The 25,297-nt window shown below is 61.8% G+C and carries 27 protein-coding genes and 1 tRNA gene; 18 read left to right on the plus strand and 10 right to left on the minus strand.

Annotated features, from left to right (window positions below; translation table 11 throughout):
• Window positions 1–65 precede the first annotated feature (65 nt).
• From NITMOv2_RS06970 to NITMOv2_RS06980, 3 genes are all read right to left on the minus strand, one after another.
• Window positions 66–1,403 carry a sigma-54-dependent transcriptional regulator gene (locus NITMOv2_RS06970; protein ID WP_053379178.1) on the minus strand — a complete coding sequence of 446 codons (1,338 nt, stop codon included), beginning with the start codon at window positions 1,401–1,403 and terminating at the stop codon, window positions 66–68.
• Between the two features lie 121 nt (window positions 1,404–1,524).
• The gene (locus NITMOv2_RS06975) at window positions 1,525–3,063 is read right to left on the minus strand and encodes a HAMP domain-containing histidine kinase (RefSeq protein ID WP_053379179.1); all 1,539 of its coding nucleotides are present in this window, start codon (window positions 3,061–3,063) and stop codon (window positions 1,525–1,527) included.
• Between the two features lie 122 nt (window positions 3,064–3,185).
• Entirely contained in the window at window positions 3,186–4,226 is a 1,041-nt protein-coding gene (locus NITMOv2_RS06980; protein WP_053379180.1) for a hypothetical protein, read from the minus strand.
• A gap of 176 nt (window positions 4,227–4,402) precedes the next feature.
• Here NITMOv2_RS06980 and NITMOv2_RS06985 point away from each other — a divergent pair, with 176 nt between their 5' ends.
• From NITMOv2_RS06985 to NITMOv2_RS07075, 18 genes are all read left to right on the plus strand, one after another.
• Window positions 4,403–5,572: a substrate-binding domain-containing protein gene (locus tag NITMOv2_RS06985; RefSeq protein WP_053379181.1), complete on the plus strand. Its 1,170-nt coding sequence runs from the start codon at window positions 4,403–4,405 to the stop codon at window positions 5,570–5,572.
• 84 nt (window positions 5,573–5,656) lie between these two features.
• The gene (locus NITMOv2_RS06990) at window positions 5,657–6,478 is read left to right on the plus strand and encodes a molybdate ABC transporter substrate-binding protein (protein ID WP_187299392.1); all 822 of its coding nucleotides are present in this window, start codon (window positions 5,657–5,659) and stop codon (window positions 6,476–6,478) included.
• Window positions 6,462–7,124, plus strand: a complete 663-nt coding sequence (locus tag NITMOv2_RS06995; protein ID WP_053379183.1) for a hypothetical protein — start codon at window positions 6,462–6,464, stop codon at window positions 7,122–7,124. The genes NITMOv2_RS06990 and NITMOv2_RS06995 overlap by 17 nt, the downstream gene beginning before the upstream one ends.
• A 15-nt stretch (window positions 7,125–7,139) precedes the next feature.
• Window positions 7,140–8,885: a porin gene (locus NITMOv2_RS07000; protein WP_145976207.1), complete on the plus strand. Its 1,746-nt coding sequence runs from the start codon at window positions 7,140–7,142 to the stop codon at window positions 8,883–8,885.
• A gap of 14 nt (window positions 8,886–8,899) precedes the next feature.
• Complete coding sequence (gene modA / locus NITMOv2_RS07005) at window positions 8,900–9,673, plus strand: molybdate ABC transporter substrate-binding protein (protein ID WP_053379185.1); 774 nt, start codon at window positions 8,900–8,902, stop codon at window positions 9,671–9,673.
• 64 nt (window positions 9,674–9,737) lie between these two features.
• Window positions 9,738–10,412, plus strand: a complete 675-nt coding sequence (gene modB / locus NITMOv2_RS07010; protein ID WP_053379186.1) for a molybdate ABC transporter permease subunit — start codon at window positions 9,738–9,740, stop codon at window positions 10,410–10,412.
• Window positions 10,397–11,485, plus strand: a complete 1,089-nt coding sequence (locus tag NITMOv2_RS07015; protein ID WP_053379187.1) for an ABC transporter ATP-binding protein — start codon at window positions 10,397–10,399, stop codon at window positions 11,483–11,485. The genes modB and NITMOv2_RS07015 overlap by 16 nt, the downstream gene beginning before the upstream one ends.
• Window positions 11,486–11,949: 464 nt before the next feature.
• Window positions 11,950–12,492, plus strand: coding sequence for a transcriptional repressor LexA (gene lexA, locus NITMOv2_RS07020; RefSeq protein WP_053379188.1), 543 nt, complete (start codon window positions 11,950–11,952; stop codon window positions 12,490–12,492).
• Between the two features lie 15 nt (window positions 12,493–12,507).
• Complete coding sequence (locus NITMOv2_RS07025) at window positions 12,508–12,750, plus strand: hypothetical protein (protein WP_053379189.1); 243 nt, start codon at window positions 12,508–12,510, stop codon at window positions 12,748–12,750.
• Window positions 12,751–12,918: 168 nt separating this feature from the next.
• Entirely contained in the window at window positions 12,919–13,698 is a 780-nt protein-coding gene (locus NITMOv2_RS07030; protein ID WP_053379190.1) for a hypothetical protein, read from the plus strand.
• A 107-nt stretch (window positions 13,699–13,805) separates the two neighbouring features.
• Complete coding sequence (locus NITMOv2_RS07035) at window positions 13,806–14,402, plus strand: sulfite oxidase-like oxidoreductase (RefSeq protein WP_053379191.1); 597 nt, start codon at window positions 13,806–13,808, stop codon at window positions 14,400–14,402.
• On the plus strand, window positions 14,395–15,153 hold the full coding sequence (locus NITMOv2_RS07040) for a ferredoxin reductase (protein ID WP_053379192.1): 759 nt from the start codon (window positions 14,395–14,397) through the stop codon (window positions 15,151–15,153). Before NITMOv2_RS07035 ends, NITMOv2_RS07040 begins: the two co-directional genes overlap by 8 nt.
• A gap of 16 nt (window positions 15,154–15,169) precedes the next feature.
• On the plus strand, window positions 15,170–15,565 hold the full coding sequence (locus NITMOv2_RS07045) for a RidA family protein (RefSeq protein ID WP_053379193.1): 396 nt from the start codon (window positions 15,170–15,172) through the stop codon (window positions 15,563–15,565).
• 45 nt (window positions 15,566–15,610) lie between these two features.
• Window positions 15,611–16,036, plus strand: a complete 426-nt coding sequence (locus NITMOv2_RS07050) for a DUF6130 family protein (RefSeq protein WP_053379194.1) — start codon at window positions 15,611–15,613, stop codon at window positions 16,034–16,036.
• A 25-nt stretch (window positions 16,037–16,061) separates the two neighbouring features.
• Window positions 16,062–16,979 carry an NmrA family NAD(P)-binding protein gene (locus NITMOv2_RS07055; protein ID WP_053379195.1) on the plus strand — a complete coding sequence of 306 codons (918 nt, stop codon included), beginning with the start codon at window positions 16,062–16,064 and terminating at the stop codon, window positions 16,977–16,979.
• A 76-nt stretch (window positions 16,980–17,055) separates the two neighbouring features.
• Window positions 17,056–18,072 carry an alcohol dehydrogenase gene (locus NITMOv2_RS07060; RefSeq protein ID WP_053379196.1) on the plus strand — a complete coding sequence of 339 codons (1,017 nt, stop codon included), beginning with the start codon at window positions 17,056–17,058 and terminating at the stop codon, window positions 18,070–18,072.
• A 247-nt stretch (window positions 18,073–18,319) separates the two neighbouring features.
• Complete coding sequence (locus tag NITMOv2_RS24935; protein ID WP_053379197.1) at window positions 18,320–18,589, plus strand: type II toxin-antitoxin system Phd/YefM family antitoxin; 270 nt, start codon at window positions 18,320–18,322, stop codon at window positions 18,587–18,589.
• Window positions 18,586–19,020 carry a type II toxin-antitoxin system VapC family toxin gene (locus NITMOv2_RS07075; protein ID WP_053379198.1) on the plus strand — a complete coding sequence of 145 codons (435 nt, stop codon included), beginning with the start codon at window positions 18,586–18,588 and terminating at the stop codon, window positions 19,018–19,020. The genes NITMOv2_RS24935 and NITMOv2_RS07075 overlap by 4 nt, the downstream gene beginning before the upstream one ends.
• 368 nt (window positions 19,021–19,388) lie before the next feature.
• Here NITMOv2_RS07075 and NITMOv2_RS07080 read toward each other — a convergent pair.
• The 7 genes from NITMOv2_RS07080 to NITMOv2_RS07105 all read right to left on the minus strand — a co-directional run bounded on the left by NITMOv2_RS07080 (window position 19,389) and on the right by NITMOv2_RS07105 (window position 25,272).
• A tRNA-Met gene (locus NITMOv2_RS07080) sits at window positions 19,389–19,464 on the minus strand.
• A gap of 13 nt (window positions 19,465–19,477) precedes the next feature.
• The gene (locus NITMOv2_RS24940; RefSeq protein WP_053379199.1) at window positions 19,478–20,656 is read right to left on the minus strand and encodes a tyrosine-type recombinase/integrase; all 1,179 of its coding nucleotides are present in this window, start codon (window positions 20,654–20,656) and stop codon (window positions 19,478–19,480) included.
• Between the two features lie 27 nt (window positions 20,657–20,683).
• On the minus strand, window positions 20,684–21,013 hold the full coding sequence (locus tag NITMOv2_RS24945; protein ID WP_145976208.1) for a helix-turn-helix domain-containing protein: 330 nt from the start codon (window positions 21,011–21,013) through the stop codon (window positions 20,684–20,686).
• A gap of 561 nt (window positions 21,014–21,574) precedes the next feature.
• Window positions 21,575–22,699, minus strand: a complete 1,125-nt coding sequence (gene dnaN / locus NITMOv2_RS07090; protein ID WP_053379200.1) for a DNA polymerase III subunit beta — start codon at window positions 22,697–22,699, stop codon at window positions 21,575–21,577.
• 65 nt (window positions 22,700–22,764) lie between these two features.
• On the minus strand, window positions 22,765–23,469 hold the full coding sequence (locus NITMOv2_RS07095) for a hypothetical protein (RefSeq protein WP_145976209.1): 705 nt from the start codon (window positions 23,467–23,469) through the stop codon (window positions 22,765–22,767).
• Window positions 23,470–23,543: 74 nt separating this feature from the next.
• Complete coding sequence (locus tag NITMOv2_RS07100; protein WP_053379202.1) at window positions 23,544–24,632, minus strand: DUF6094 domain-containing protein; 1,089 nt, start codon at window positions 24,630–24,632, stop codon at window positions 23,544–23,546.
• Between the two features lie 46 nt (window positions 24,633–24,678).
• Window positions 24,679–25,272 carry a hypothetical protein gene (locus NITMOv2_RS07105; protein ID WP_053379203.1) on the minus strand — a complete coding sequence of 198 codons (594 nt, stop codon included), beginning with the start codon at window positions 25,270–25,272 and terminating at the stop codon, window positions 24,679–24,681.
• Between the last annotated feature and the right edge of the window lie 25 nt (window positions 25,273–25,297).

Raw genomic sequence — 25,297 nt, forward strand, 5'->3', positions numbered from 1 at the left:
ATACCTAATCAGTCCGGGCATACCTGCTAGGCAGCTGCCTAGAGATCATGGCAATAGGACTTTCCTCAGCCCTCGTACTGCTTCAACTTCGTCAGCAGGGTCTTGTAGTCGATCCGGAGGATCCTGGCGGCCTGCGTCTTGTTGCCGTCGGTGGCTTTCAGGACGCGTGCGATGTGCCGGCGTTCGATGTCGTCCAGTGACAGGCGCGCGAGATCGTCCGTCTGCGGGGCGTGTCCCGATGGCGGCAGCGCGTGCTCGATATCGTCTTTCGTGAGCGGCGCCGTGCCGGGACTCAACAGGACAGCCCGTTCGATGACGTTCCGCAGCTCCCGGATGTTGCCGGGCCAGGGATAGGCTGCCAGCGGCGGCAGGGCGTCGGGGCTCATCGTTCTCGTCGGGGCGCCGGGAACCCGAAGGGTATGCAGGATGTGGTCGATCAACGCCGGCAGGTCGTCCGTGCGCTCCCGCAGGGGCGGGACGAGGAGCGCGACCGTGTTGAGGCGATACAGGAGATCCTGGCGAAACCGGCCGGCGGCGGCCGACTGCTGGAGATCCTGATTGGTGGCGCCGACGATCCTGACGTCCGCGCGCAGGGTGCGGGTGCTGCCGACCGGGCGGTATTCGCCGCGATCCAGAAACCGTAGCAGGCTCACCTGCATCGCCGCCGGCATCTCACCCAGTTCATCCAGAAACAGCGTGCCGCCGGCGGCGGCGGCGATCAGACCCGGCGTGGATGCGGTCGCGCCGGTGAACGCGCCCTTCTCATGGCCGAACAGCTCGCTTTCGAGCAGCTCGCGGCTGACGGCGCCGCAATTGATCGCGATGAAGGGGCCCGCCGAACGGGGGCTCAATTCATGCAGCAGCCGAGCCACGATTTCCTTGCCGGATCCGGTTTCCCCTTGAATGAGCACCGGCGCTTGGGACGGCGCCACCCGTGTGATCCGGGCTTTGAGCTCCCGCCAGGCGCGACTCGGTCCTTCGACAATCACGTCATGCCGGTAGCCGCCGTGGCGGGCCGCGAGATTTTCCCGCCGCAGCTCGCGCACCGTTCGCAGTTTGGCCAGGGCGGCCTTGACCGCCGCGCCGTCGAACGGCGTGTCTTTGACGAGAAAGTCCCAGGCGCCCTGCTTGATCGCCTCGACCGCGTCCTTCACGTCGCCGTGGCCGGTCAGCATGAGGACGTCCACGTCGGGCTGGTGCTCCTTCACCCATTGCAGGACGCCGCGCCCGTCGATCCCCGGCATGCGCAGATCGGTAATGACGCAGTCGTAAGACGCGGCGTTCAGCGCTTCGATGCCGGCCCGGCCGTCCTTGGCGGCCGCCACCTCGCAGCCCTCGGCCCGCAGCGCCTGTTCCAGCACCAGCCGGACGAATTCTTCGTCGTCGATGATCAGAATACGCATAACAAAGACGCGAGACGGGCGTGACGAGCGGGAGGCGCGAGACGCGGCTGCGGCGGCACGCGCGGAGTTATCTCATCAGGTCGTCGCGTCTCGCTTGTCTTGCTCCTCTCGCCAATCTCGCTCACTGTGTCGGAAACGCCAAGTAAAACGTGCTGCCCTTGCCTGGCTGGGATTCGGCCCAGACGCGGCCGCCGTGCTTCTCCATGACCAGCTTCACGATCGCCAACCCGACGCCGGTGCCGTCGTATTCCTGCGGGCCATGCAGCCGTTCGAAGAGGCCGAAGATCTTGTCGCGCTGCTCGGCGTCGAAGCCGATGCCGTTGTCCCGTATCCAGATGACGCGTTCACCGGCGCTCTGTTTGCCACCGATGCGGATGTCGGGCGACGGGTGGCGCGCGGAAAACTTGACGGCGTTGTCGAGGAGGTTGACGAGCGCCTGGCGGATGCTGACCGGCTCGCCATACAGGTCGGCGAAGGGCAACTCGACATGGATCGCCAGTTTCTGGCCTTGCGCGCCGGCGAGGCGATCGGCGACCAGGCTGCCGATCATTTCGAGCACGTTGAACCGCTGCTTCGGCAATTCCTGCTGCTCCAGTCGCGAGTATTTGAGCAGGGCGTCGATCATATGAGTCAGGCGCAGCGCCGACCGCCGGATCACCTCGATGTGGTGTCGGACGCGCGGATCCTGGGCGTCGGCGAACTGCTTTTCGAGCAGCGAGGAAAAGCCTTCGATTTCGCGCAGCGGCCCTTTGAGATCGTGGGCGACGGAGTAGGTGAACGCTTCGAGCTCTTTCGTCTTGCGCATCAGCGCGCCGCCCCGTTCCCGGAGCGTCTCGAGCATGACCGTCAGCGACGCGGCCAAGGTGCCGACTTCATCACGCGCCGGCCAGGTCTCGAACTGCGCGGTGAGATCGTGGTGGGCGACCCGGTCCGCGGTGGCGGCGAGCTGCTTCAGCGGGCGGGCCACCAGCCGCTGCATCATCACGTAGACCGAGACGATCAGCGCGGCCAGGATGCCGACCACCCCCATGATGAGCAGCCGCGCCTGCTCGACGAGCCGGTCGCCCTCGAGCTTCATTTCGACGTCGATCTTGCGGTGGATCTCGATGAGCGAGGCGACGGCGTCTTCGGTCTTCGTGGCGATTTCTTCATACGCCGATTCCGCAGCGAGCCGCGGCGAGCCGTGCCGCCGTGCCGTGTCGACATCCTCCCGCTGGGCCCGCAGCGCACTGAGGCCGTCGGCAATGGCCACGATCATCCGGCTTTCCTCCTCCGCCAGGTCGGCCCGCCCGTGCGCCTGCAGCATGCCGTAGAGAACCGGATGCGTGGGGGCCGCATGGGTGGCCTGGTACGTATCCAGGGCCGCCAGGGTACGGCGCTCGATCTCTGCGATGGCCGCAAGGCCCTCTTTTGGTGTCGCGGTGGGATGCTCCAGCGCATGGTGCATATGCATCTGCATGTCCGTCAGGTTCCGGAGCATCTCGGAGGCGGTGACGACGCCGGGAATCGTGATGCGCTGGTGGCGGTCGATGTAGCTGTTGACGCGGGACAGATAAAACAACGAGGCGCCGAGGCTGCCGATCAGCAGCAGGACGATCACACTGAACGACAGGGCGAGCTTTTTTCCGATGGAAAGGCGACTGAGCCAACCGCCCGGCATGGGCGTAGCCTAGCACAGGGGTAGGCAAGTCGCCAGGGCGCCGGGGGCGGCTCCGGGCGCAAGCCGGCGCCTCTCGGAGTGACGGGGACAGCCACCAATCGGAAGGGTGGCAGTCCCCTTGTCTAGCGCATGATGACGTCTTTGCCGCGATTCCAATACCACTGGAAGGCGAAATTGGGATAGATCGCGTCCGGAGCGTTCTGGCCGGCGACCGTGAAGAGCACGCCGACGGCGCCGACGATCGAATCGGTCAGCTTGAATTGGATGGCCGGTTCGACACCGATCACCGTGGAGCCGCTCAGCGATCCCCGGTTGATCGCATGGCCGTCGGCGCGCCAGGTGGCCGTGTGCAGCGTGGCGATCTCGACGTTGTAGGCCAACCCCTTCTTATCGTCCAAAAAATGTTCGAAGGCCAGCCGGGTGTTGATGATGTCGCCGACGTACGTGCTGCGTCCTCCATCCTCTCCAGGCGCCGAGTAGGTGTAATACACGCCGCCGCTGATCCGGAACGGCTTGAAGTTTTTCCGGAACGTGACGCCTTCGGTGAAGCCCAGCTCCCCGAATCTGGTCGCCGGCAACCGCCCGAGGGGTGCGAAGCCGCCCGGCGGCCGCTCGGTCCCGGTCCACCGGCTGGTGGGCAACACGATTTGCTGATACAGCGTGATGGAGGGCCGCTCGCTGTCGGGATCCTGGACGATGGGGCGATATTTCAGCACGAGTGAAAAGTCGCCCATGCCGGTGTCGGTCGTCCAGGGGCCGCCGCGCCCCGCGTTGAACGACGGCGTGTCCTTCGCCCAAAACGAGTTCACCGACGTAGCGGCGCCGAGCTCCACATGATCTGTCAGACCATAGGTGACCGTCACGAGCGGGGAGACGGAGTAATTGTGGACCGGTCCGCTGCGGGCGTCCGTCGCAAAGGACAGCCGATTGCCGTAGCTCCCTTCGGCGATCTGCGAAAAGAGAAACGGCCTGACCGACAATTGTCCCTGAGGATGGATATCGACCGATTGGATCAGCAGGGGTCCTTCTGAAAATGGATTCCAGCTCTGACGATACTTCTTGATCTCCTCATCTGACGGCACCCAGTCGAAGGCCCGCGACAGGTCCGTACCGGCAAGCCATACAAGCAGGGTCAATGCGAAGAATGTTGGAGCTCGCTGCATGCGCATCTTCATTTAACATTAAACCGATGAAGATTATGTCATATACATAATTTAACTTGATCTAAATTGTCAATAATGTTGCTCGCCGCTAAATAGCGAGTGACGCAGGGCACAGCGATATGTGTCGGAGACATAATACTTGACAAAAGGAAAGTTAAATTGCTACACCAATTGCCATGCGGAAGGGATCCATCCCGTTCGAAAACCGGTTGAAAGCCGTTCGAGCCAGCCACGGCCTCTCGCAATCCGATCTCGCGGAGCGGGCCGCTATCACCAGGCAAGCCGTCTCTTCCATCGAATCAAATCTCTATCTGCCCACTACCGCCGTCGCGCTTCGGCTCGCTGCGGCACTCGGCTGTCGCGTCGAAGATCTCTTCAGCTTGGCGAGTCCTGAAGACGTCATCGAGGGCTCACTGATCGGCGAGCCGCCTGCCGATCGGCATCAGGCTGCGCCGGTTCGCGTCAAGGTGTCTCTGGTCGGGAAACGTCCGGTGGTCCGTCCGGTCACCGGTCTGGGTGAAGTGCTCTCCTTCACCGTTCCGGCCGATGGCTATCTCATCGAAGGACGCGCGCATCGATCCGGGGGCGCCGTCCGGGTGCGCCTCACACGCGACCGCCGGGCGATCGAACGGGAAATCTCCGTGGCCGGCTGCGACCCGGCCATCTTTCTCGCCGGCGAGCATCTGCGGCGGCAGAAGGACGACACGTCGGTCGTCGGATGGACGATGGGCAGCATGGCGGCGCTGCACGCGCTGCAGCAGGGCGAGGTGCATGTTGCGGGCTTGCATCTGTTCGATCCGACCACCGGCGAATCCAACCTGCCGTTCCTGCGGCGGATGCTCAAGGGATCGGGCTACGAAGTAGTGACCTTTGCGACCTGGGAGGAAGGCTTTCTCGTGAGGCCGGGGAATCCCAAATCCATCCGGACCGCGGCCGACCTGGCGGACCCTTCGGTCAGTATCGTCAATCGCGAAGAAGGGGCGGGGGCGCGGCTGTTGCTCGACCAGCGGCTGCGCGCGGCGGGCGTCGATCCGGCGTCGGTCCAGGGATATGGCCGCACCGTTTCGTCGCACGTCGACGTGGCGAGGGCCGTGGCCGGGCATCAGGCGGATGCGGGGGTCGGCATCCGCTCCGCCGCGCAGTTGTTCGGCCTCGATTTCGTGCCGCTGCAAGCCGCGCGCTACGATCTCGTGGTGCCGAAGACCTATCTGAAGTCGCATCCCACCCTGGCACGTCTGTTCGACACGCTCGCCAGCCGTCCGTTTCGGAGCGAGATTGAAGCGTTGGGCGGCTACGATACGCGGGACATGGGAAAGAGTCACAGTCTGCGTGAGGGTAGGGCGTGAGGGGCGAGGGATGAGGGAGCGGTGTTAGGCGCAGGGGACAAGCGGCCGATGTTCAGTGGCGGATCGAGGAAAAGGAATGTCTATTTGCTCGCAGTTCTCTGGATATTCTTCACGCCGTATCCCTCACCCCTTACGCTCGATGCATGGGCGGCCGAATCGTTGATCATTGCCGCCTCGCCGGGTCTGGCCCGGCCGATCGAAGCCTTGAGCCGCCGTTTCGAATCCACGCATCCGCAGGTCCGGGTGAGAGTGTCGTACGACTCGGCCTTGTCGCTGCGCCAGACCATCGCGACGGTGGAGAATCGCGGCCCCTACTTCATCGGCACGGGGCCGATTCATTTGATCGCGCCGGGCGGAGACGAGCTGATCGCGCGGCTGCAGCAGAAATATTACGTGCTGCCGGGGACGACGACGACCTATGCGTCGGTGCCGCTGGCCTTGGTCGTGCCGGAGTCGCTGGTCGACGCGCCTGCGTCGTTCGAGGCCGCCGCGCGCGACACGCGCATCAGGATCGCCATTGCAGATCCCGAGCTGACGGCGTTGGGGCAGGAGACGATCCGCTTCCTCGAAGCGGCGTCCTGGGGGCGGAACTTGACCGGGCGTCTGGACATCGCCGCCGATGCAGCCGGAGTGCTGGATCACTTGCTGAACGGCAAGGCCGATGTGGCGATTGTGTCGGGGCCGGACGCGGCCCGCGAGCAGGAACGGGTACGGGTCATCGACGTGGCTTCCGGGAGTGCCGGCTCCATCAAGGTCCACTCCATGGCGATGGAACGGACCTGTCCGAATCGCGCCCTCTGTCGGGAATTTCTCGAATGGATCAGGACGGCCGAGGCCCAGGCGGTGCTGCGAGGCTTGGGGTACGGCCCGCCGCCTCACGGGAGGGCAGATGCGGCGGCGCACTAGCCGGGGCGCATGGTATCTGAGCGGGTCGCTCATGACGGCGGCGCTCGCACTGTCGGTAGCCGCCTGCGCGCGCCAGCCCTATACGACCCAGGCTGTTTATTGGAGCCCGCTCGTTCGGGTGCAGTTGCAGCACGAGATCGAGCCCGCCGGGTACGGCCATCCGGTCGCGCTGACGGACCTCCAAGCCGCTGCGATCCTGCGCGGCTTCTCGTTGAGGGCGCAGCAGCGATTGCCGCTGCGCTGGTTTGCGGAGGAAGAGCCGCCGCGGCCCCTGATGCGCGACGACGAGATCGCCCGGCTGGCGCCGGTTCTCGCCGACGCGTTTCGGAAGGCGGGGCCGGAGGAGCGGGTGCACTTCGTCCTGGCCGCGCCGGGCATGAATCGGGCCGACTCCCAGAACGTGACGGCGGGATGGATGGCGGTGCGCGAGCCGTACCTGTACGTCACGATCGAGTATTTTCGCGCCGAGGTGCCGCTCCGGAAGACCGACCACTATTTCCCCAATTATCCGCTGCTCCCTCCCTTGCCGGGCTCGTTCTTGCTCTTTTTCGAGCCGGGACGCTTCTGGGCCAGCGACCGCGCCGGTGTCCGCGCCCTCGAGTATCGGGAGTTCCTGAAGAGCGCCGCCGGCCCGCCGGCGTCCTAGCGCAAGCCTTGGATCATGGGGATACACCGTTACCGGATGACGGCGCTCTTTCGATGGCTCGCGGCGGTCCTCTTCGCCCTGTCGTTGTTGGAGGGACCGGCGCCTTCGCGGGCGGAGGCGGCGGAGACGGGTCGATTGGTGGAAAAGGACGGCCGCTACGTGTTCGTCGAATCGATGGATCCGGCGATGCGGTTGCTGTTGGAGCGCGCGCTCAAGCAGGGGACGATCACCCAGGAGGAATACAACGCCGTCATTCAGGAGTCGGAACAGCGGGCGTATCTGCTGCAGCCGAGCTTCAAGGTCTGGTACGACCGCGGCTTCAACTTGTCGATGAACGACAACGCGTTTCTGCTCAAGATCCGCGGCTTCATCCAGTCACGATTCACGCAGCGCTTCCGTAACGACGCCTGGCGGAATCCGGGCGACGCCAAAAATTATCCCGAGCTCCTGGGCGTGTTCGGCGATTATCGCGCCACTCGCTCCGAGAATGCGGCGAGCACCTTCAACCTCCGCCGGCTGCGCCTGCTGTTCATGGGGCACCTGTTCAATCCCGATTTGAAGTACTTGGTCCAGCTGGCGGGGGAAACGGCGGAAAACGCGCAAAACCCGGCTTCCGTGCAAGTATTGGACGCCGCCGTCATGAGCACCCACGTGCCCGCGCTGAACCTCATGGCCGGCCAGCACAAAGTGTTCTTCAATCGCGCGCAGATCAACAATGCGATGACGATGCAATTCACCGAGCGGGCGCTGGTGATGGACGCCTTCACGGCCAGCGGCTTGAACCGCCGCGACATCGGCCTCACCATCATGAACGACGAGGAGCTCTATCCGATCAACTATTACGTCGGGATCTTCAATGGACTGGGACCCGGCTTCAACCGCATCGGTTTGTTCAACAGTGAGCAACCGACCGAAGGCTGCCCCGGCGGGCAAACGGGTGGCACTCCCCCGGGCTGTCCGGCAAACCAGCGCAATCTCAACGCGAATTTCCGGTCGGACATTTCCCAGCTGATGTACGTGGTCCGCCTGGTGTGGAACGTGATGGGCCGGCCCGGCTACGGCGAGGGCGACATGCTGTACTCCGAAACGCCGCAGCTCGCCATTGGCGGCGGGTACGCCTACAACCCCGCCATCAACACGGCGACCAACAACGGATTTGTCGGCATCGATCTGGCAAATTTGAACGTCCGGCGCCAGCTCGCGACGTTCGGGAACGGCCGCCAGCTGGGCTGGGGCCTGCTGGATTATTCGACCTACGCTTTCGATCTGGTCTACAAGTACCGCGGGTTTTCCCTGCAAGCGGAATGGTACTGGAAAAACATCAATCGCCATCAGAAGGGGGCGCCGTTTCTGGGGCCGACGACCGGAACCGATGTTCTTCCCGGTACCGGTGGAGTCGCCCCCGGTCTGTTGGGCAATGCGACGGGCTGGTACGTGCAGTCCGGCTATTTCATCATTCCGCGGAAACTACAATTTGCCGCGCGCTACGCCTGGTGGGACCCGGACACCAATGCGGCCGGCGATCTGGTCAAGCAGGTCGATGCGGCCGTGACCTACTATTTCAGCGGTACCTACGACCATCAGCTCGCGATTCAGTATACGAACCTGTTCATGGGGACCGGCGGCTATGCCTTAGGGCGGAGCGCCCCGCTGCCGAGCTCGCCGGTGGCCTTGACGACGTCGGGCAACGTCCCGTTGGATGCGGTGCAACGCAATCTGATCGAGAATCTCATCCGGGTTCAATATTCCATCTTTTTCTAACGGAGCCTGCTGTGATGACACGACTGATTTTGGCGATGGCTGCGATGCTGTCACTCGAATTCACTCCCATGAGCGTCGAGGCGGGCGAAGTCGTCATCGCCGCGGCGTCGGATCTGAACTACGCGTTCAAGGAATTGATCCAGTCGTTCGAGCAGAAGAGCGGCCATCGCGTCAAACTGTCCTTGGGATCCTCGGGCAATTTCTTTTCGCAGATTCAAAACGGCGCCCCGTACGATCTCTATTTCTCCGCCGACATCCGGTATCCGCAGAAGCTGATCGACAGCGGCCATGCCGCGGCGGGATCGCTCTACGCCTACGCCATCGGCCGGATCGTGCTGTGGGTGCCGGCCCGCTCGACGGCGCCGGTAGAGCAGAAACGATTGGAGGCGCTGCTGGATCCGTCCATCAAGAAGATCGCGGTCGCCAATCCGAAACATGCGCCGTACGGCAGAGCGGCCGTCGCCGCGCTGGAAACAGCGGGGCTCTATGGGCGCGTGAAAGACCGGCTGGTGTTCGGGGAAAATATTTCGCAGGCGGCGCAGTTCGTGGAATCCGGCGCGGCCGACGCCGGCATCATTGCGCTGTCGCTCGCGTTGGCGCCGTCGATGAAAGCGGCAGGCCGATACTGGGAAATTCCGGCGGATCTCCATCCGCCGCTCGAGCAGGGCGCGGTACAGCTCACGGGCGCCAAAAACGCTCCGGTCGCGACGGACTTTCTGGATTTTCTCAAAGGCCCTGACGGGAGAGCCATCATGCAACGGTACGGCTTCGTCGTGCCGGATAAATGACGGCGAAAGGTGCGAGAGCAGCGATGCGCTTTACATTTCACGCATCACGCTTCACGGTCTTCCAATGAACTGGACCGCGATCTGGGTGACGTTCAAGCTGGCGGGCCTGACGGCGACGGCGCTCGTGCTGATCGGCCTGCCCATCGCCTATTGGATCAGCTTTTCCCGCCGGCGCTGGAAGTTCATCGTCGAATCGATCGTGGCGCTGCCGCTGGTGCTGCCGCCGACGGTGCTGGGCTTCTATATCTTGGTGGCGATCGGTCCACGCAGTCCGGTCGGGCAATGGTACGCCGCCCTCGTCGGCCATCCGCTGCCCTTCACGTTCGAAGGCCTGCTGGTCGCCTCGATTCTCTACAGCCTGCCCTTCGCCGTGCAGCCCTTTGCCGCCGCCTTCGAGCAGGTGGATCGCCGGTTGATCGAAGCGTCATGGACGCTGGGCGCCTCGAAGCTCAGAACGTTTTGGAAGCTGATCGTGCCGCTGTCCGCGGCCGGCGTGCTGACCGGTTTCGTCCTGAGCTTCGCCCATACGCTCGGCGAATTCGGCGTGGTGCTGATGGTCGGCGGCAATATCGAGGGCGTCACGCGGACGGTGTCCATCGACATCTATGACGACGTGCAGGCGCTCAACTATGCCGCCGCCGCCGAAACGGCTGGATTTCTGCTGGTGATTTCCTATCTCGTCCTGCTCGCCGTCTATGCGATGAACCGAAAAGTCTGGGCCGTATGGCCGCAGAAATAACCATCGATATCACGAAGACCTATCCGGGCCGCGCGCCGATCCGCACGCGGATCGCGTATGCCCTCGATGCCTCGACCGTCCTGATCCTGTTCGGCCCGTCCGGCTCCGGCAAAACGACGATCCTCCGTTCAGTGGCCGGACTCGAATGGCCGGAGCAGGGCCGCATCCAATTCATTTCGCGCACGTGGCTCGACGTCGCCGCCGGGATCCGCGTGCCTCCGCAAGAGCGGCAGATCGGCTACATGGCGCAGGATTATGCGCTGTTTCCCCACTACACGGTGGCCGGCAATATCGCCTACGGCTTGCATGAGCTGTCGCCGGCCGAGCGGGCCAAGCGGGTGGACGACATGATCGAGCTCTTTCAGCTGCGCGGCTGCGAGCAGGCCAAGCCCCGTGAATTGTCCGGCGGGCAGCAACAACGTGTGGCGCTGGCCCGCGCCGTGGCGCCGCGCCCCCAGTTGCTCCTGCTGGATGAGCCGCTCTCGGCGTTGGACGCGCCGACGAGGCTCCGGCTGCGCAATGAATTGCGCGGGCTGCTGAAACAACTCGCGCTGCCCTCCCTGATCGTGACGCACGATTGGGAAGAGGCGCTGACGCTGGGCGATCGCATTGCGGTGATTGTCGATGGGAACGTCCTTCAGACGGGCCTGCCTCAAGAGGTGTTCTCGCGTCCCATGAATGCCGACGTGGCGCGGGTGGTCGGCGTCGAGACGGTCGTGCAGGGGCGCATCATCAAAGCGGTCGAAGGGTTGGCGACCGTGGAGGTGGGCCCGATCGCGCTCACGGCCGTCGGAACGGCTGAAGACGGGCCCGATGTGTTTGTCTGTATCAGAGCCGAAGACGTCACCGTCGAACGAGTCGGATCCGGTGAGACGAGCGCGAGAAACCATCTCGCCGGCACGGTGTCCGCCATCCATTCTCTCGGCGCCATGGCCAAGGTCTCGATCGACTGCGGATTCGAGCTCACCGCCGTGATCACCCGTTCCGCCTTGGCCGATCTCCGGCTCGCCGTCGGCGCGCCGGTCAAGGCGGCGTTTAAGGCCGGGTCTGTCCATCTCATTCCCCGCCGCTAAGCAGGCTGTTGAGAAAGTCCGCCGGCGCGTTCTCCCGGCGCTCAGAGACTCAACGTACCGAACAGAGTACGTCTCGCCTTTTCGCTTGCTGCGGCCTTGCTGAACGGCCTTTCTGAACAGCCTGCTGTTTCTCTCCCCAGTTTCTGTGGATAATCCTGTGAACAAGTCTCGATTCGCTGCATAGACCGCCGACAGCGCCGGGAGGCGGACCTCCTTGCCTAGTTTTTGGTCATCGGCAGTGAGATCGGCGAGACCGCTATATCTAGTGGTATCGAGAGCAATTGAAGGGGAAAACCTTCAATGCTGGATTAGAAAGATGCGGGAATGGTTCGGCCGGCAAACAAAGTGCGAAGCCACGCATCCATTTATATGGGTTATGCACAGGTAAGAAAAATCCGTGTGGAAAAACCGAGAAAAATCCCTCTTGACAGCGGCGAAACAGTTGTGTAACCATTGGCTACATCATGAAATCGAATGATCTGAAGCGGATTCGGGAAGGATTGGGGCTGACGCAGCAGCAGTTGGCCGAGGCGCTGCATACGACGCGCGTGTCCATCGCACGCTATGAGGCGGGGATGCGGCGCATTCCCGGCATGGTTCGTGTGGCGTTGGACCAGTTGCAGCGGAAGACGGACATCCCGATGGCCGGCATCGTGGCCGCCGGGTCGCCGATCGAAGCGGTGCCGCAATCGGAACTGGTCGATGTCCCGGCCAGTATGCTGCGGGGAGGCGATACCTTCGCCCTGCGGGTGAAGGGCGAATCCATGAAGGACGATGGCATTCTGCCGGGCGATCTGGTGATCGTGCGGAAACAGGACACGGCGCGAAACGGACAGACCGTGGTGGCCTTGGTGAACCGCGACGCCACGATCAAAACGTACTTTAAGAAGGACTCGCACATCGAGTTGCATCCGGCCAATGAAGCCATGGAGCCGATCATCGTGCGGCCGGCGGATGAATTCCACATCGAAGGGATCGTGATCGGCGTGATTCGGCATTGTGCGTAAGGAAGGAGGCGCAAGATGGGACGACAGGGCGGCACCGGCGATCGATTGATGCACTTGGAGCGGACCCTCAGCCGGTTGAACGGACAGTTGCGGGAGATGCAGGGGGAACTGCAACGGGTCAAAGGGCAGTCGCGGACGGAGCGGTTTTGGCGGAGCTTCATGAGCCCGGATGCAGTCTTTATGTCGGCGGTGTGCAATCGGCGCATCCGCCCCAATACGAAGGTGACCCATGACCATGCTTCAAGCCATGCTTCATGAACCAGTGTGTGCCGGTCCCTGCGCCGATTGCGGCGTGATCGTGCCGCGACGCATCCAATGCGTCGACGGACTCACGCATTCCCGCGTGCAGTTGTGCGAGGTCTGCTGGAACGTCTTTCGCCAGCGCCAGACGTTTGCGGGCGGGTGTTGCGGGTGAGTGGAGGCAGTGTGGCGCTCATGGAAGTCAGGGCGGAAGCGGGACAGTTGCCATTGGCCGGCGTGGGGAATCTCAGCCGGAGATGCTCGTCACGGCCGGACACGGCAAAGGAAAAGGCGGGGGATCAGACGCCGTGCCACGCGCGGGTTTCATGGAACCCGCACGATCGGTTGACGGTGTTCTATGGCCATCCACTGGCGGCGCGGTTCGCATCGCAGGCCGTCGCCGATCGAGCCATGGCCGGCGAATCGGTGGTCTATCTGGATGGCGCACACACCTTCGATCCCTTCTTCATCGGGCGGCTCGCGCGCGGGCGCCGGCAACAGCCGCGCAAAGTGCTGGCGATGATCCATGTGGCGCGGGCGTTCACCGCCCTCCAGATGGAACGGCTGCTGTCAAACTGTCTGGCCGGCGCGCTGGAACGATATGAGGCGCGCATCGCGGTGCTTTCCGGTCTGGTGGAAACGCTCTCCGACGAGACCCTGTCCGAGCGCGACGTCGCCCGCTTGTCTGACCGCATGCTGGAGTCGATCGGTCACTTGACGCAGCAAGGCGTGTCGCTGCTCTGCCCCTGTCCGGCGGCGCCCAGGTCCGCGGCACCGGCCCACCGGCTGTTTGCCGGCCTGTGCTCGACGGCCGACCGCTGCATCCGCTTTCACGACGTGCAAGGGGAGGTGATGGTGGAGGAATCGCTCCCGCGCCTCGAAGGAACTGCGTCGTCGCTCCCGCCCACTGATGAACCGGCCCGCGTCGTTGTTTCATCGAAACTGTCTGCCCAATGCCCTGCCTAGTTCTTCTGCGATCGCTGCGCTTAAAAAAGTTGTGAACTAGAGCATCTGCCAGTTCTTGGACCTTCGTGAAGGGCGTAACGGTAGGCGCACGCTTACTATCGGCCTGTATGAATACGCGTATTTTTGCCATGGGCAAGGAACGGCGGCTGCCGCCCGGGCAGCACATCACTGGCGGATTTCCCGTGCTGACCGCTGGGGTCACGCCGCGCACGGCTCTGGACGCCTGGACTTTCACGGTCGAAGCCGAAGACCACACGAAGATCGCGTCTTGGAGCTGGGACGAGTTTCTGGCTCTCGGTCCGACTGAGGTCACTGTGGACATTCACTGTGTGACGCGGTGGTCGAAGTTCGACACTATGTGGCGTGGCATCACGGTCGATCGCATCTTTGAGGCAGCGGGGCTGGAGGAGCCGCCCTCACCCTTCGTAATGGCGTTCTGCGACGGCGGTTACACCACCAACCTGCCGGTGGAGGATGTCCTCGACGGAAAGGCGCTGGTCGCGTGGGAATACGACGGCGAGCCGCTGGCTCCTGAACATGGCGGTCCGGCCCGCTTGTTGGTTCCGCATCTGTACTTTTGGAAATCCGCGAAGTGGGTCCGAGGCATGCGCTTCATGGAAGAGAATGAGCCTGGCTTCTGGGAAACCAATGGGTACCACAGCTTTGGGGACCCCTGGCGGGAGCAGAGGTACGACGGTGATTAGGCCGCCCAAACCCACCGCATGGCAGGCGGCGAAGGTGCTCTCCATCAGAGAGGAGACACCGCGGGTCAAAACAATTCGATTCGCGGTGAGCCATTGGCCGGGTCACTTGGCGGGCCAGCATGCCGATGTCCGCGTAATGGACAAGGACGGGTGCCGTGCAGAACGCAGCTACTCGATCGCCTCGCCCCCCGGGACGCCGGGGTTAGAGCTTACCGTCGAGCGCCTCGAAGAGGGTGAGGTCTCCCAGTTCCTCACCGGCCGATTGCAACCAGACGACACGATCGAGCTGCGCGGGCCTATCGGCGGGTATTTCGTCTGGTCCGCCCTCCAGGCACGTAATCCATTGCTGCTCCTCGCCGGCGGGAGTGGCGTCGTGCCGCTCATGTGCATGCTGCGGCATCGGAGATTGTTAGGCAGTCCCGTGCCGGCGACCCTCCTGTACTCCTGCCGAACACGTGAGGATGTGATCTACGAGAAGGAACTCAGCGGTATGGTACACAGCGATCCCCGGTTCGAGCTTCGGATTACGCTCACGCGAGACGTTGCGCCGGGCTGGTCCGGCGCCGTAGGCCGCTTAGACCTCTCTTTGGTACGAACGTACCTGGAACGTCTCGGCGGCGCGGCTGACAGCTTCGTGTGCGGCTATACCGGATTCGTGGAGGCGGCGTCTACCATGCTGTTGCAGGCGGGACAGCCAGGTGAAGCCATCCGCACCGAACGGTTCGGATCGGCAGGCCCGTTTAGCCACTAACAAACGGAGGCAATGTATGACGATCAGCAAGAAGACAATGAGCCTCGGTATGCCGTGGGAGAAAGAATACGGATACGCCCAGGCGGTACAAGTCCGGGACACCATCTATATCTCTGGACAGGTCAGCCATGACGACAAGGGCACTATCGTCGGTCTTGGAAATATGGAACTTCAGATGCGCCAGGCATACGCCAACGTCCAAAAAGTTCTCGCAGAATACCACGCGACGATGGACAACGTCGTCGATGAAATACTCTTCGTAACGGATATGGATGCCGGCTTCGCCGCGGCGGTCAAGTGCAGGCAAGAAGTCTTTTCCGGAACCCCGGTGGTCGCAAACACCGTCGTCCAAATACAGCGCCTCGCATTCCCGGAGCTGATGGTCGAGATTAGGTGCATCGCGAGGGTCTGAGCCAACTCGCGTAGTCGGGCGGCCTGAACCGAAAGGAGACACTTTATGAAACGGATCGCTTTAATGCTGGCCGCGGTTGCAATGGCATCCGGCGTAGTCACCGTCCGGGCCCAGACGTCTACACCGACCAACGAGCCTCCAGCCAAACTGATCGTGGAACCCCCGCTTCCTGACCTGCTGGCTCAGGGCATCGTCTGGATCACGTGGCGTGCGGAGAACGTGCACATCGGACCGGTGTCCGGGAGGGACGCCCTCAACGCATCCCCACGGGTGGGACATCTGCACATACACGTGGACGACCTGCCTTGGTTGTGGGCTCACATGAGTAATGCCCCGATCGACGTGGCCCTGTTGCCGCCCGGCCCGCACAAGATCCGGATCGAATTGGTGAACGCCGTCCATCAGGGCGTCCCCAATCAGTCCAAGACGGTGACCTTCACCATACCTGATGGAGCGTCTCCTCATCAGTGAAGGTCGCAGGAGCTGAAGGAAAGACATGGCAACTCCCATTCTCGTCACCGGCGCCGCCGGCCGCGTCGGCGGCGTCGGGCGCATGACCACCGAGCTGCTGTTGAAACAAGGCAAAGCGGTGCGGGCGATGGTGCGGAATGAAGACGAACGCGCTCGGGCGCTGCGCGACATGGGCGCGGAAGTCGTGATCGGCGATCTGCTCGACCTGGATTCGATGCACAGCGCGATCGCCGGCTGCGAGACGATGTACTTCGGCATGTCGGTTTCGGAGACCTATCTGGTTGCGACGGTGAATGCGGCGGCGGCGGCGAAGCATCACGGCGTGAAGGCGTTCATCAACATGTCGCAGATGACGCTCGCGCAAATGAGCATCACCGAAACCAGCCCGAGCCCGCAGCACAAGCTGCACTGGCTCGCCGAGCAGGCGCTGAATTGGTCCGGACTGCCGGTCGTTCACGTGCGGCCGACTGTGTTGCTGGAAGGCTTCTTCCTGATCTTCACTTCCGAGTCAGTCCAAGCATCGAATCAGATCAGACTACCCTTCGGCGAGGGCAAGACTTCTCCCGTCGCGGTGGAAGACGTCGCACGTGTGCTCGCCACGCTGCTCGCCGATCCGAAACCGCACATCGGAAGGATCTATCACCTGACCGGTCCGCAGTCCGAGAACATGCAGTTCTTTGCGCAGGAGTATTCGAAGGCGCTCGGCCGCACGGTCATCTTCGCGGACATCCCGGTCGAGCCGTGGCGGGACGGGCTGCTCGAGCGCGGCTTGCCGAGTCATCTGGTGAACCATCTCGTGACCATGGCCGAGCTGCACCGTGCGGGACGTTATGACCGGATGTCCGACGACGTCCTCACGCTGACGAGCCAAAGACCTTTGAGCGTGCAGGAGTTCGTCACGAAGAATGCGGCGGCGTTTACCGCCTCGGCAAAAGAGATCTGAGTGTCTGCGGATGCGAGCAATGCCTGCGGAGGTTACGCCTGGCGCCGCACGCTCGCATAACCAGAAGGAGGCTGCCATGTCGCGGATGACCGCTGTTCAAATCCCTTCACCGGGCGCCGCGTTCGAAGTGGTCCAGCGAGAAATCCCGGCGCCGGCCCCTCATCAGGTCCGCGTCAAGGTAGAAGCCTGTGGGATCTGTCACAGCGACGTCTTCGTGAAGGAGGGATATTGGCCGGGCCTACACTACCCGCGTATCACGGGGCACGAGGTGGCAGGAGTGATCGATGATGTGGGCGCCGGTGTGACGATGTGGAGCAAGGGGCAGCGGGTAGGCGTGGGATGGCATGGTGGACACTGCGGTCAATGCCCTCCGTGCCGGCGCGGCGACTTCATGGGTTGTCGATATTTCCAAGTAACTGGATTCCAGGAAGACGGCGGATACGCTCAGTATATGATCGCGAGACAGGAAGCCGTCGCTGCAATCCCGGACGCGCTTTCGCCGGTCGAAGCGGCGCCCCTTCTGTGTGCGGGGGTCACGACCTTCAATAGTCTCCGGCATAGCGGCGCACAAGCAGGCGATCTCGTGGCGGTGCAAGGCCTGGGGGGACTCGGCCATCTCGGCATCCAGTTCGCCGGTAAGATGGGCTTCCATACGGTGGCCATAGGCCGAGGGCGGGACAAGGAATCTCTCGCGCTGAAGCTCGGCGCCGTTCGATACCTCGATGCAACGGCCGTCGACGTCGTGAAAGAGCTCACGGCGCTTGGCGGCGCTTCCGTCATTCTGGCGACCGCTCCGGACAGTAAGGCCATGGCCGCGCTCGTTGACGGCCTCGGCGTCGGCGGGCAACTGCTCGTAGTCGGCGTCTCGGCCGATGCCATCGACGTGACACCCGTTCAACTCATCATGAGCCGGCGATCCATTCGGGGCTGGCCATCGGGCACCGCCCGCGATTCTGAAGACACGTTGAACTTTTGCGCTCGGACAGACATTCGCCCCATGGTCGAGACGCTGCCGCTCGAACAAGCCGCTTCAGGCTACGACCGCATGGTGAGCGGCAAGGCGCGGTTTCGCGTGGTCCTCACGATGGACTAACGCGAGACTGACTTGTCCGGGATAGTCGCATGTTGGATGACGGACCGATTCCGGTGACCGGGGTGTGAGCGACAATGCGAAACGCCTTGATGGAAAGTGGTGGCGGTGACCCGGATCGAACGGGTGACCTGCGGCTTATGAGTCCGCTGCTCGCCAAGCTATCCCCGGAAGCTGCTCTGCTCGCTGCTTGACGTGTAGACACATAAAATCTAAAATGTGGCCACATTTTCGTGTAGAGGAGGAATGTATGCCGAAAGTCGGCGTGAGGGAGTTAAAGAACGGACTCAGTCGTTACTTGAAAAGGGTTCAAGGCGGGGAGGAGATTGTCGTGACGGAACGGGGGCGATCGGTAGCACGCCTCATCCCGGCCGAACCGCACAATCTTAAGCGCCTTCTCGCCCCTTTGATTCGTGAAGGGGCCTTGAAATGGAGCGGCGGCAAGCCGAAAGGAACGGACAAGCGGCCGGCTCTGCATGGCGCGCCTCTCTCGGAGAGCGTGATTGAAGATCGTCGATGATCCTGTATTTGGATACCAGCGCGGTTGTAAAGCTATACGTGGAAGAACGCTTGTCGGCTGAATTACAGAACGCTGTGGGAGAGGCAGAGGCTGTGGCGACGTCGTTACTGGCTTATGCCGAAACGCGCGCAGCGTTCGCTCGCGCCCGACGTGATATGAGACTCCCTTCCCACGCATACCAGCGGGTTGTCGGTGCATTTGAAGAGGATTGGCCCCGTTACCTGGTCGTAGAAGTGACAGATCACCTTGTGAAACGGGCCGGCGAACTGGCCGAGTTGCGTGCTTTGCGCGGCTCCGATGCCTTGCACCTGGCATCGGCCTTGGTTTTGCGAGAGCGCGTTTCCTCCACCGTGATGTTTCTCGCTTTCGATCTGGAATTAACGCGCGCGGCCCAGCGAGAGCGCCTTCCGCGCCATCCCCTCAGCACATGACATCGTCCGAAAATAAAACGGCGAAGGCCCGGCTTTATGGGAAAGGACACTGGAGAGTTTCATCCGCCGACAGCAATTACGATAAATCGATGAGTGGTCGGCGGCTCAGCCGAAGGTCAGAATTAGGTAGGGAAACGGCAAAGGAGCTTATTTGACCCGTCAATGACGACAAAACGATTACAAGCGCCGGCACGAGCAAAGGAGATAGCGACACTGGATGTGTCTATCCGCTGGCCAAGATCACGATACGCAGATAAAGAGGCCGGTGGCTCAACCGCTCGGCATTGAAGATAATGACGAAGGGGTTTATCCGACCGCATCAGTTACGATGAAACGATAAGGAGCGGTCGGTCGCACCACGTGCGGTTTGGTGGCGGTGACCCGGATCGAACGGGTGACCCGCGGCTTATGAGTCCGCTGCTCTACCAACTGAGCTACACCGCCACGTTATTGATTTCTAAGGGGTTCTCTTCTCAGCCGCCGATCTCTCTGGCCGAGGACTGTTCACCAAGTGTTCACCGTGACCGTGCTCCCGCTGATGGTGTTCCAGGAGCCTGCGCCCGGCCTCAATGAGATCTGACTTCTTCACAATGTGATACCGGCGATAGACAGAGTCCGTCTTATGGCCACTGATCGCCATCGCGACCTTCCTTGGAACTCCGGCATCTTCCATGTTACTAACCGCCGTTCGGCGAAAGTCATGGATCAACGCCCCACGATAGCGCCGATTTCCTACAAAACGTCCCTTGGGATTGTCAAATCGCCCGAGTCCCGCTGCGACGCAGGCTGTTCGCCAGGAACTCTTGATTGAAGCCAGCTTCCTTCCGTTGAGATGACAGACCCACCGGCAATCCGGATGGACCTTCCGCGTGTGTTTATACCATTCGCCAAGGACATCGTAAAGGTCCCCACCCATTACCGCCACGCGCTCCTCTTCCGTCTTTGTATCCTCGGAGGCGAGTCGGATCTCAACGGTGCGGCTCTGGTGATTGAAATAAATTTGCGGCCACTCGAGGCTCATAGTCTCGGCCTGGCGTGTTCCTAGCCAATACTCAATCGTGACCGGGACGCGAGCGTGTGGCGGCAAGAGGTCTCTGACCTTCACAAATTCATCCCATGTGCGGTAGCCAGAGCGTGGGGGAGCCTCCTTCAATTTAGACCACTGCGGGATCGAGGTGACGAGTGGCGGCTTCTCAGCAGCTCCAAGGCGGTAGGCACGAAGCAAGAAAGACACCCGTCTATTGACACGTGCCGTACTCAATCCGTTCTCGCGCCACTCAGTTGACCAAGTGCGAAGGTCCGTTGCGGTCACTGTCTCCGCGAGCATGTTCCCCGCGAAAGCGTTCCAAAAGGCCTGAAGCTGCTCGGCACTCCTCACCGACTTGTAGTTGTTGGTCCTGTAATCAGCAACCACGAGTTGAGTCAACTCAGCGACTTTGGTCTCCATTTGCTGTGGCCAGCCAAAGATCCCACTATAGAAGCGCTCGCGCAAGGTCTGGAGCGCACGGTTCGCTGTCTCCCGCGTTCCATAAATGATCTTGCGGATGTTTGGCCGGCCACGGCCTTGATGCCACTTTATGAGATAACGTTTCTCCCCAAGACGCGTAACCGTACCGCCTCCCGATGTCCTCCCCATGGATCCCCTTCAGTTTAGTTGACTGCATCAACAGGCCTTGGAGTCGACTTGTCTCGTAACAGACCTTACTTTCTTGACCCTGACCGCTGTTGGCGGCGCTGAATCATAAGAGCTGCGTTGCCGTTCTTCCCACTGGGCTACATCGCTCGGATGGATGCGCCATCGAGCACGGCGGCCTTTCCCTAATCTGATTGCGGGTATCCCGCCAGGTTGCCCGAGGACATCGCTGTACAGGAAGTCAGGAGTGACCTGCAGTCGATGTGCAAGCTGTTGTACGGTCATGTACTGGTCTCCGGACTGCTCGCTAGGCGAACGAGTCATGGTGAGTGGTACCCTTCGAAGCGACGGCATTGTCATATTTCCTTAGAGAACATTGAATGTGGCATGTCGGTATCGTCAAATATTCATTCCTCGTGGCAACAGCGGGTCCGAGAAGAGGAACAGCATCAGGCGCTATTGTCGTCAAAGGCCATGGAGCTAGGTTGGGCATGACAATCAGAACCATCACTTTCAGAAGCATCGGTGACATTGAGAGTGAAACACCTCCTATGGATATCAGATCGCCTTTCTTTGGGTATTACTGGAACAGCGAAGTAAGGTGGGACGCACGGAAAGGAGATCAGAGGAGGCCTGCGACGACATTCTGTCGGAGGGTTAATCAAGGCTGGCCCAGTCGTACTGCTGGAGTTCCTGCTCGCTCCTCTTTCCATTACACAGAGTTCGTAGGGCTTGGACAGGGCGGCGAGCCCAGACATGAAGTGTAATTCTGGTGTAGCCTCTCTGACCCTCGATGCTGTGGAAGTGGACCCTGTAGAGTCGCTGCCCCTGTCGATTGATCCACCCGGTTCGCCGGTATGAGGTCCACCCCCATGTGACTGGAATGGTTGACGGAGTAGTAGCGGGCATCAGAGCCTCCGCCTAGCGGACCGGCATGATCACGTGCTTCCAGCCGCTCTGGCCATCGGGGCAAACGATGACGCAGGGACTGAGCGGTTCCTTCATATGCAGTTGAAGCCGCTTGCCCGGGCAGGTGCGAAGTGCGTCCAGAAGGTAGCGGGCGTTGAAGCCGGCTTTGAATTCCTTGTCGGCGATGACGGCCGGGATACTTTCCGTTCCTTCCCCGACGTCCGCATTCTGAGCATGGATCGTGAGCGTGTCAGGTGTCAGAGCCAGGCGCACGGCTTGGGTCTGATCGCGAGAAATGATAGCCACCCGGTGTAGCGCCTCTTCAAAGATTTCGCGGTCGATCTCCATGCGTGCACCGTTCAAGATCGGGATCACTTGCTGGTAGTTGGGATAGGTCCCTTCGACGAGCCGGCTCGTCAGGATGACGTTCTTGACGGTCACGCAGAAGAGTTTCTTGGAGATGGCGATGGGGACATCCAGCGTATCATCCTGAGCGAGAAGCGTGGCGAGCAACTGAGCGGCTTTCTTGGGGATGAGGGCGTTGAACTGCTGAGGTGGGGAAGTCACCCACCTGCCGGCACGTGATTCAGAGATGACCAGGCGGTGCCCGTCGGTTCCAACGAGTTCGATCGCGGGCGATTCGTGTGCACTGATGCTGATGAGCACGGACTGCAGGACGAACCGCTGGTCCTGATCGGGAACCGCGGGGAGCACTTGCTGCAGGCATGTGAGGAAATCGGTGCTTGGGATGCTGAACTGGGCAGGCTCATCGAACGCAGGGAGCTGGGGATAATCATCTGCGGGCAGGCCGTGGAGCGTGAAGCGGCTGTTCCCGGACGCGAGCTTGACCACGTGTTTGTCGTCAGCCTGCCAGGTGATGGGATGCTCGGGATCGAGTTCCTTGAGCACATCGCCAAGCGCCCGAGCGTTGACGGTGACGCGTCCGGGTTTCTGCACGGTGCCGTCGTAGACGCCTTGGAACCCGGTTTCGAGGTCTGTGCCCAGGACCTTGAGGCCTGTGGGTGTCGTTTCCAGGAGGGCATTGGCGAGGATCGGGAGAGTGGACCTGATCGAGGTAAGGCTGAGTAGATTCCTGATGGCGCTCAGCAGGATGTTGCGGGTGCACATGAATTTCATAGCAACCTCCACACGGGAGAAGATGTGAGTGATGTTCTTGAATCGTCGGGCGCAGAGATCGAGAGTCAGGCGGCCCTATGATCGGATTCATCCTGTGATGCTGCCTGCAACGCCTTTCGGACCAAGCCGCCGTTGGTCACGAGATCCATGAACCAGAACTGGTCCACCTTGCGTAGCGGGAAGGCAAGGGGATGTTCGATGATGAAGCGGAGGAGATCCCTATCGGTCACGTACCAGGCGTCGTGGGTTCGCTCGGTGCCGCGCCGTCTGACCTGGAGCTTCTGCTCGCGAACCCATCGTTCGATCACGCGGTGATCGCATCCGAAACAGAGCTCAAGCTCACGTAGCGTGTACCCCTCCCGGTACCGGACACTCAGCTCCATGTGGCGGCATTTCATCTTCACGGACGTGAGGGAGCGGTGCAGCTTCCTGGCGATCCAGGGCAGGAGGCGGGTGCCAACGTGTTCCAGGAGAAAGGCTTCTTCTTCCTTGGTCCAGGGCTTCGGATCGAGGTGATACGTGAGTCCAAGCTCGGCGGCGCGGCGTTTGATTACCCAGGTAGGCCATCCGAGCAAGGCGGCAATTTCAGCCGCGCGCCCTTTGATAGTTCCATCGTAGCGGTCACGAAGCACCTGATCGCAGTCTGCTGTCCAGATGTATTTCTTCGCCCTCTGCTCTCGATGTTTCCATCGGCAGCACGGGCCATACTGCGCCGCCTCTGTGCCCAGGAATGGTTTCCGGCAATCCTTGCAGGATCGTTCTGACTTCATGGCGCACCCGCAAGAAGTGCTCACCGCCTTCCGCGGCCTGGAGTCCTGGGTGCTCGATGGCTCGTTGCTGGATGTCATGGTGTCTCTGGTGCGACATCTCCGCGGTGGTCGACGCAATTGACGATGACGTGCTGGCCGTAGGTAAGCCCTTCGGTGATGTCCCAGGCCTGGATCTGGGGGACGAACATTTCGATGACGCGCGTCACGGTGCGGGTCTCGCGTCCCCTCTGGATGTCGTATTCTTCCTGCTCGGGCGGCAGTTGTTTGGTGGTCTTGTCGGTGAAGCCCTTGATGATCCAGCGTGAGGACCCGGTCGCGATCGTCTGGTTGTTCAACATGCCCGCCGCGATCATTCTCGCGAGATGCCCTTTTCTGAGCGGCATGAGTGGAGTACAGGGGCCCGTGACGGGAAAGTGGAGCGCATCGTGGATGCGGGGGTCTTGCCAGATGCCGTATTTGGAAGCCTCAGCGAACTGGTCTTCAGGAGAGACCCAGTGGCTGCGAAACTCGATCGGTCCTGCGATCACTTGGGGAGGAATCGCATAGAGCGGGGTGAGGCTGCCCTCGAGGGAGCGGTACTCAATCTCCTCGGCCACGAGCGCATCGAGCCGTCTGCGATCGTGCGAGGGCGAGGCGGCTTTCACTCCGAAGAGGACGACCTGCCGGAAGGCGAGATACTCCGGATGAGGAAACCTGTAGAACGTGACCTGCCGGTAGTGCGTGGCGAGATAGCGGCGGATTTCCTTCGTCACCCGCGGCTCCGGGATGATGAAGACGAGAATGCCTCCCGGTTGCAGGGCGGGAGTAAGCAGGCGGAGCCATGCGGGTTCGCTGCGCTGGCGTTTTCCCACATCGTCATACGGGGGATTGAGGAACACCATGGACATGCTGTGCTTCTGGATCGCGGTGGCAAAGGCGTCGGAGCGGAGCGTGTGGTTGAGGATGAGCTTCGAGGCCTGGAATCGTTCTTTGTCGAGTTCGATCCCGAAACTGAGCAGCCCGAGCGACTGGGCCAGGGTGCGTGCTGGTTGTCCGACGCCGCAACAAGGATCGCAGAGTCGGCCGGGATGGTGGGCGGGGTTGTGAATCAGCTTGGCGATGGCGTGGGTGACCGGTTCCGGCGTCGGATAGAATCCCGCCTTCGCTCTGGCGATCGTTCTCATGGTCCGTGGCTCTCGTGTGAATGGTGGAATGTTGTTCCCGCCCTGCTCAGGCTGGAATGGGCAGTGCGCGGGCTTGGAGCTGGGTGGTGATGAAGTCCTGCACGACGCTGCGAGGAGGATGGATCTCCCAGGCATGCAGCCTGTGTCCGATCAGGGGAGTGACCCATCCGGCTTCCAAGCCGAATTGCCAAAGGGCCTCCGCCCAGGGAGCGAGAATCGGAAATGGCAGCAGCCGGTCGAGCAGCGGGATAAAGCCGGCCGGGGTCGTGGTGACGGTGCCAGGAGGGGCAATGAGATACGCCGGCTTGTTGGCTTCAATCCCATAGGCCGTGGCGGTCTTGGGGATCCAGAGGGAGGACATGAGTCCTGAGGGGAGCCGGCGGTGAAAGGACTGGATCTCCAGGTCGGAGGGCCTCGGCCAGGAGAGTTGTCCGACCCCGTCGATGTCAACCTGATGTCCGAGGCTCATGTTGGCGCGGATCGCTCGCATGCTGGACTCTCGAGCGATGAGTGACAGCGCCCGTAAAGAGAGACAAGACTCCAGGTCCTGGTACGCATAAGATTCGATCAAGGCATCGAAGCCGTTGACCCGGAGCATCTTCGTTTCGTCGTCCATCGTGCTCGAGCGGTCGTGTGTCATGCGGGCCTCATGGATGAGTTACAGA

It is taken from the genome of Nitrospira moscoviensis (assembly GCF_001273775.1).
Classification (GTDB): Bacteria; Nitrospirota; Nitrospiria; order Nitrospirales; family Nitrospiraceae; genus Nitrospira_D; species Nitrospira_D moscoviensis.

What these genes read in the sequence shown, in the direction of transcription:
- NITMOv2_RS06970 (WP_053379178.1), bottom strand. Translation starts at nt 1,403, where the DNA reads ATGCGTATTCTGATCATCGACGACGAAGAATTCGTCCGGCTGGTGCTG.
- NITMOv2_RS06975 (WP_053379179.1), bottom strand. Translation starts at nt 3,063, where the DNA reads ATGCCGGGCGGTTGGCTCAGTCGCCTTTCCATCGGAAAAAAGCTCGCC.
- NITMOv2_RS06980 (WP_053379180.1), bottom strand. Translation starts at nt 4,226, where the DNA reads ATGCAGCGAGCTCCAACATTCTTCGCATTGACCCTGCTTGTATGGCTT.
- NITMOv2_RS06985 (WP_053379181.1), top strand. Translation starts at nt 4,403, where the DNA reads ATGCGGAAGGGATCCATCCCGTTCGAAAACCGGTTGAAAGCCGTTCGA.
- NITMOv2_RS06995 (WP_053379183.1), top strand. Translation starts at nt 6,462, where the DNA reads ATGCGGCGGCGCACTAGCCGGGGCGCATGGTATCTGAGCGGGTCGCTC.
- NITMOv2_RS07000 (WP_145976207.1), top strand. Translation starts at nt 7,140, where the DNA reads ATGGGGATACACCGTTACCGGATGACGGCGCTCTTTCGATGGCTCGCG.
- modA (WP_053379185.1), top strand. Translation starts at nt 8,900, where the DNA reads ATGACACGACTGATTTTGGCGATGGCTGCGATGCTGTCACTCGAATTC.
- modB (WP_053379186.1), top strand. Translation starts at nt 9,738, where the DNA reads ATGAACTGGACCGCGATCTGGGTGACGTTCAAGCTGGCGGGCCTGACG.
- NITMOv2_RS07015 (WP_053379187.1), top strand. Translation starts at nt 10,397, where the DNA reads ATGGCCGCAGAAATAACCATCGATATCACGAAGACCTATCCGGGCCGC.
- lexA (WP_053379188.1), top strand. Translation starts at nt 11,950, where the DNA reads ATGAAATCGAATGATCTGAAGCGGATTCGGGAAGGATTGGGGCTGACG.
- NITMOv2_RS07025 (WP_053379189.1), top strand. Translation starts at nt 12,508, where the DNA reads ATGGGACGACAGGGCGGCACCGGCGATCGATTGATGCACTTGGAGCGG.
- NITMOv2_RS07035 (WP_053379191.1), top strand. Translation starts at nt 13,806, where the DNA reads ATGAATACGCGTATTTTTGCCATGGGCAAGGAACGGCGGCTGCCGCCC.
- NITMOv2_RS07045 (WP_053379193.1), top strand. Translation starts at nt 15,170, where the DNA reads ATGACGATCAGCAAGAAGACAATGAGCCTCGGTATGCCGTGGGAGAAA.
- NITMOv2_RS07050 (WP_053379194.1), top strand. Translation starts at nt 15,611, where the DNA reads ATGAAACGGATCGCTTTAATGCTGGCCGCGGTTGCAATGGCATCCGGC.
- NITMOv2_RS07055 (WP_053379195.1), top strand. Translation starts at nt 16,062, where the DNA reads ATGGCAACTCCCATTCTCGTCACCGGCGCCGCCGGCCGCGTCGGCGGC.
- NITMOv2_RS07060 (WP_053379196.1), top strand. Translation starts at nt 17,056, where the DNA reads ATGTCGCGGATGACCGCTGTTCAAATCCCTTCACCGGGCGCCGCGTTC.
- NITMOv2_RS24935 (WP_053379197.1), top strand. Translation starts at nt 18,320, where the DNA reads ATGCCGAAAGTCGGCGTGAGGGAGTTAAAGAACGGACTCAGTCGTTAC.
- NITMOv2_RS07075 (WP_053379198.1), top strand. Translation starts at nt 18,586, where the DNA reads ATGATCCTGTATTTGGATACCAGCGCGGTTGTAAAGCTATACGTGGAA.
- NITMOv2_RS24940 (WP_053379199.1), bottom strand. Translation starts at nt 20,656, where the DNA reads ATGGGGAGGACATCGGGAGGCGGTACGGTTACGCGTCTTGGGGAGAAA.
- NITMOv2_RS24945 (WP_145976208.1), bottom strand. Translation starts at nt 21,013, where the DNA reads ATGACAATGCCGTCGCTTCGAAGGGTACCACTCACCATGACTCGTTCG.
- dnaN (WP_053379200.1), bottom strand. Translation starts at nt 22,699, where the DNA reads ATGAAATTCATGTGCACCCGCAACATCCTGCTGAGCGCCATCAGGAAT.
- NITMOv2_RS07095 (WP_145976209.1), bottom strand. Translation starts at nt 23,469, where the DNA reads ATGAAGTCAGAACGATCCTGCAAGGATTGCCGGAAACCATTCCTGGGC.
- NITMOv2_RS07100 (WP_053379202.1), bottom strand. Translation starts at nt 24,632, where the DNA reads ATGAGAACGATCGCCAGAGCGAAGGCGGGATTCTATCCGACGCCGGAA.
- NITMOv2_RS07105 (WP_053379203.1), bottom strand. Translation starts at nt 25,272, where the DNA reads ATGACACACGACCGCTCGAGCACGATGGACGACGAAACGAAGATGCTC.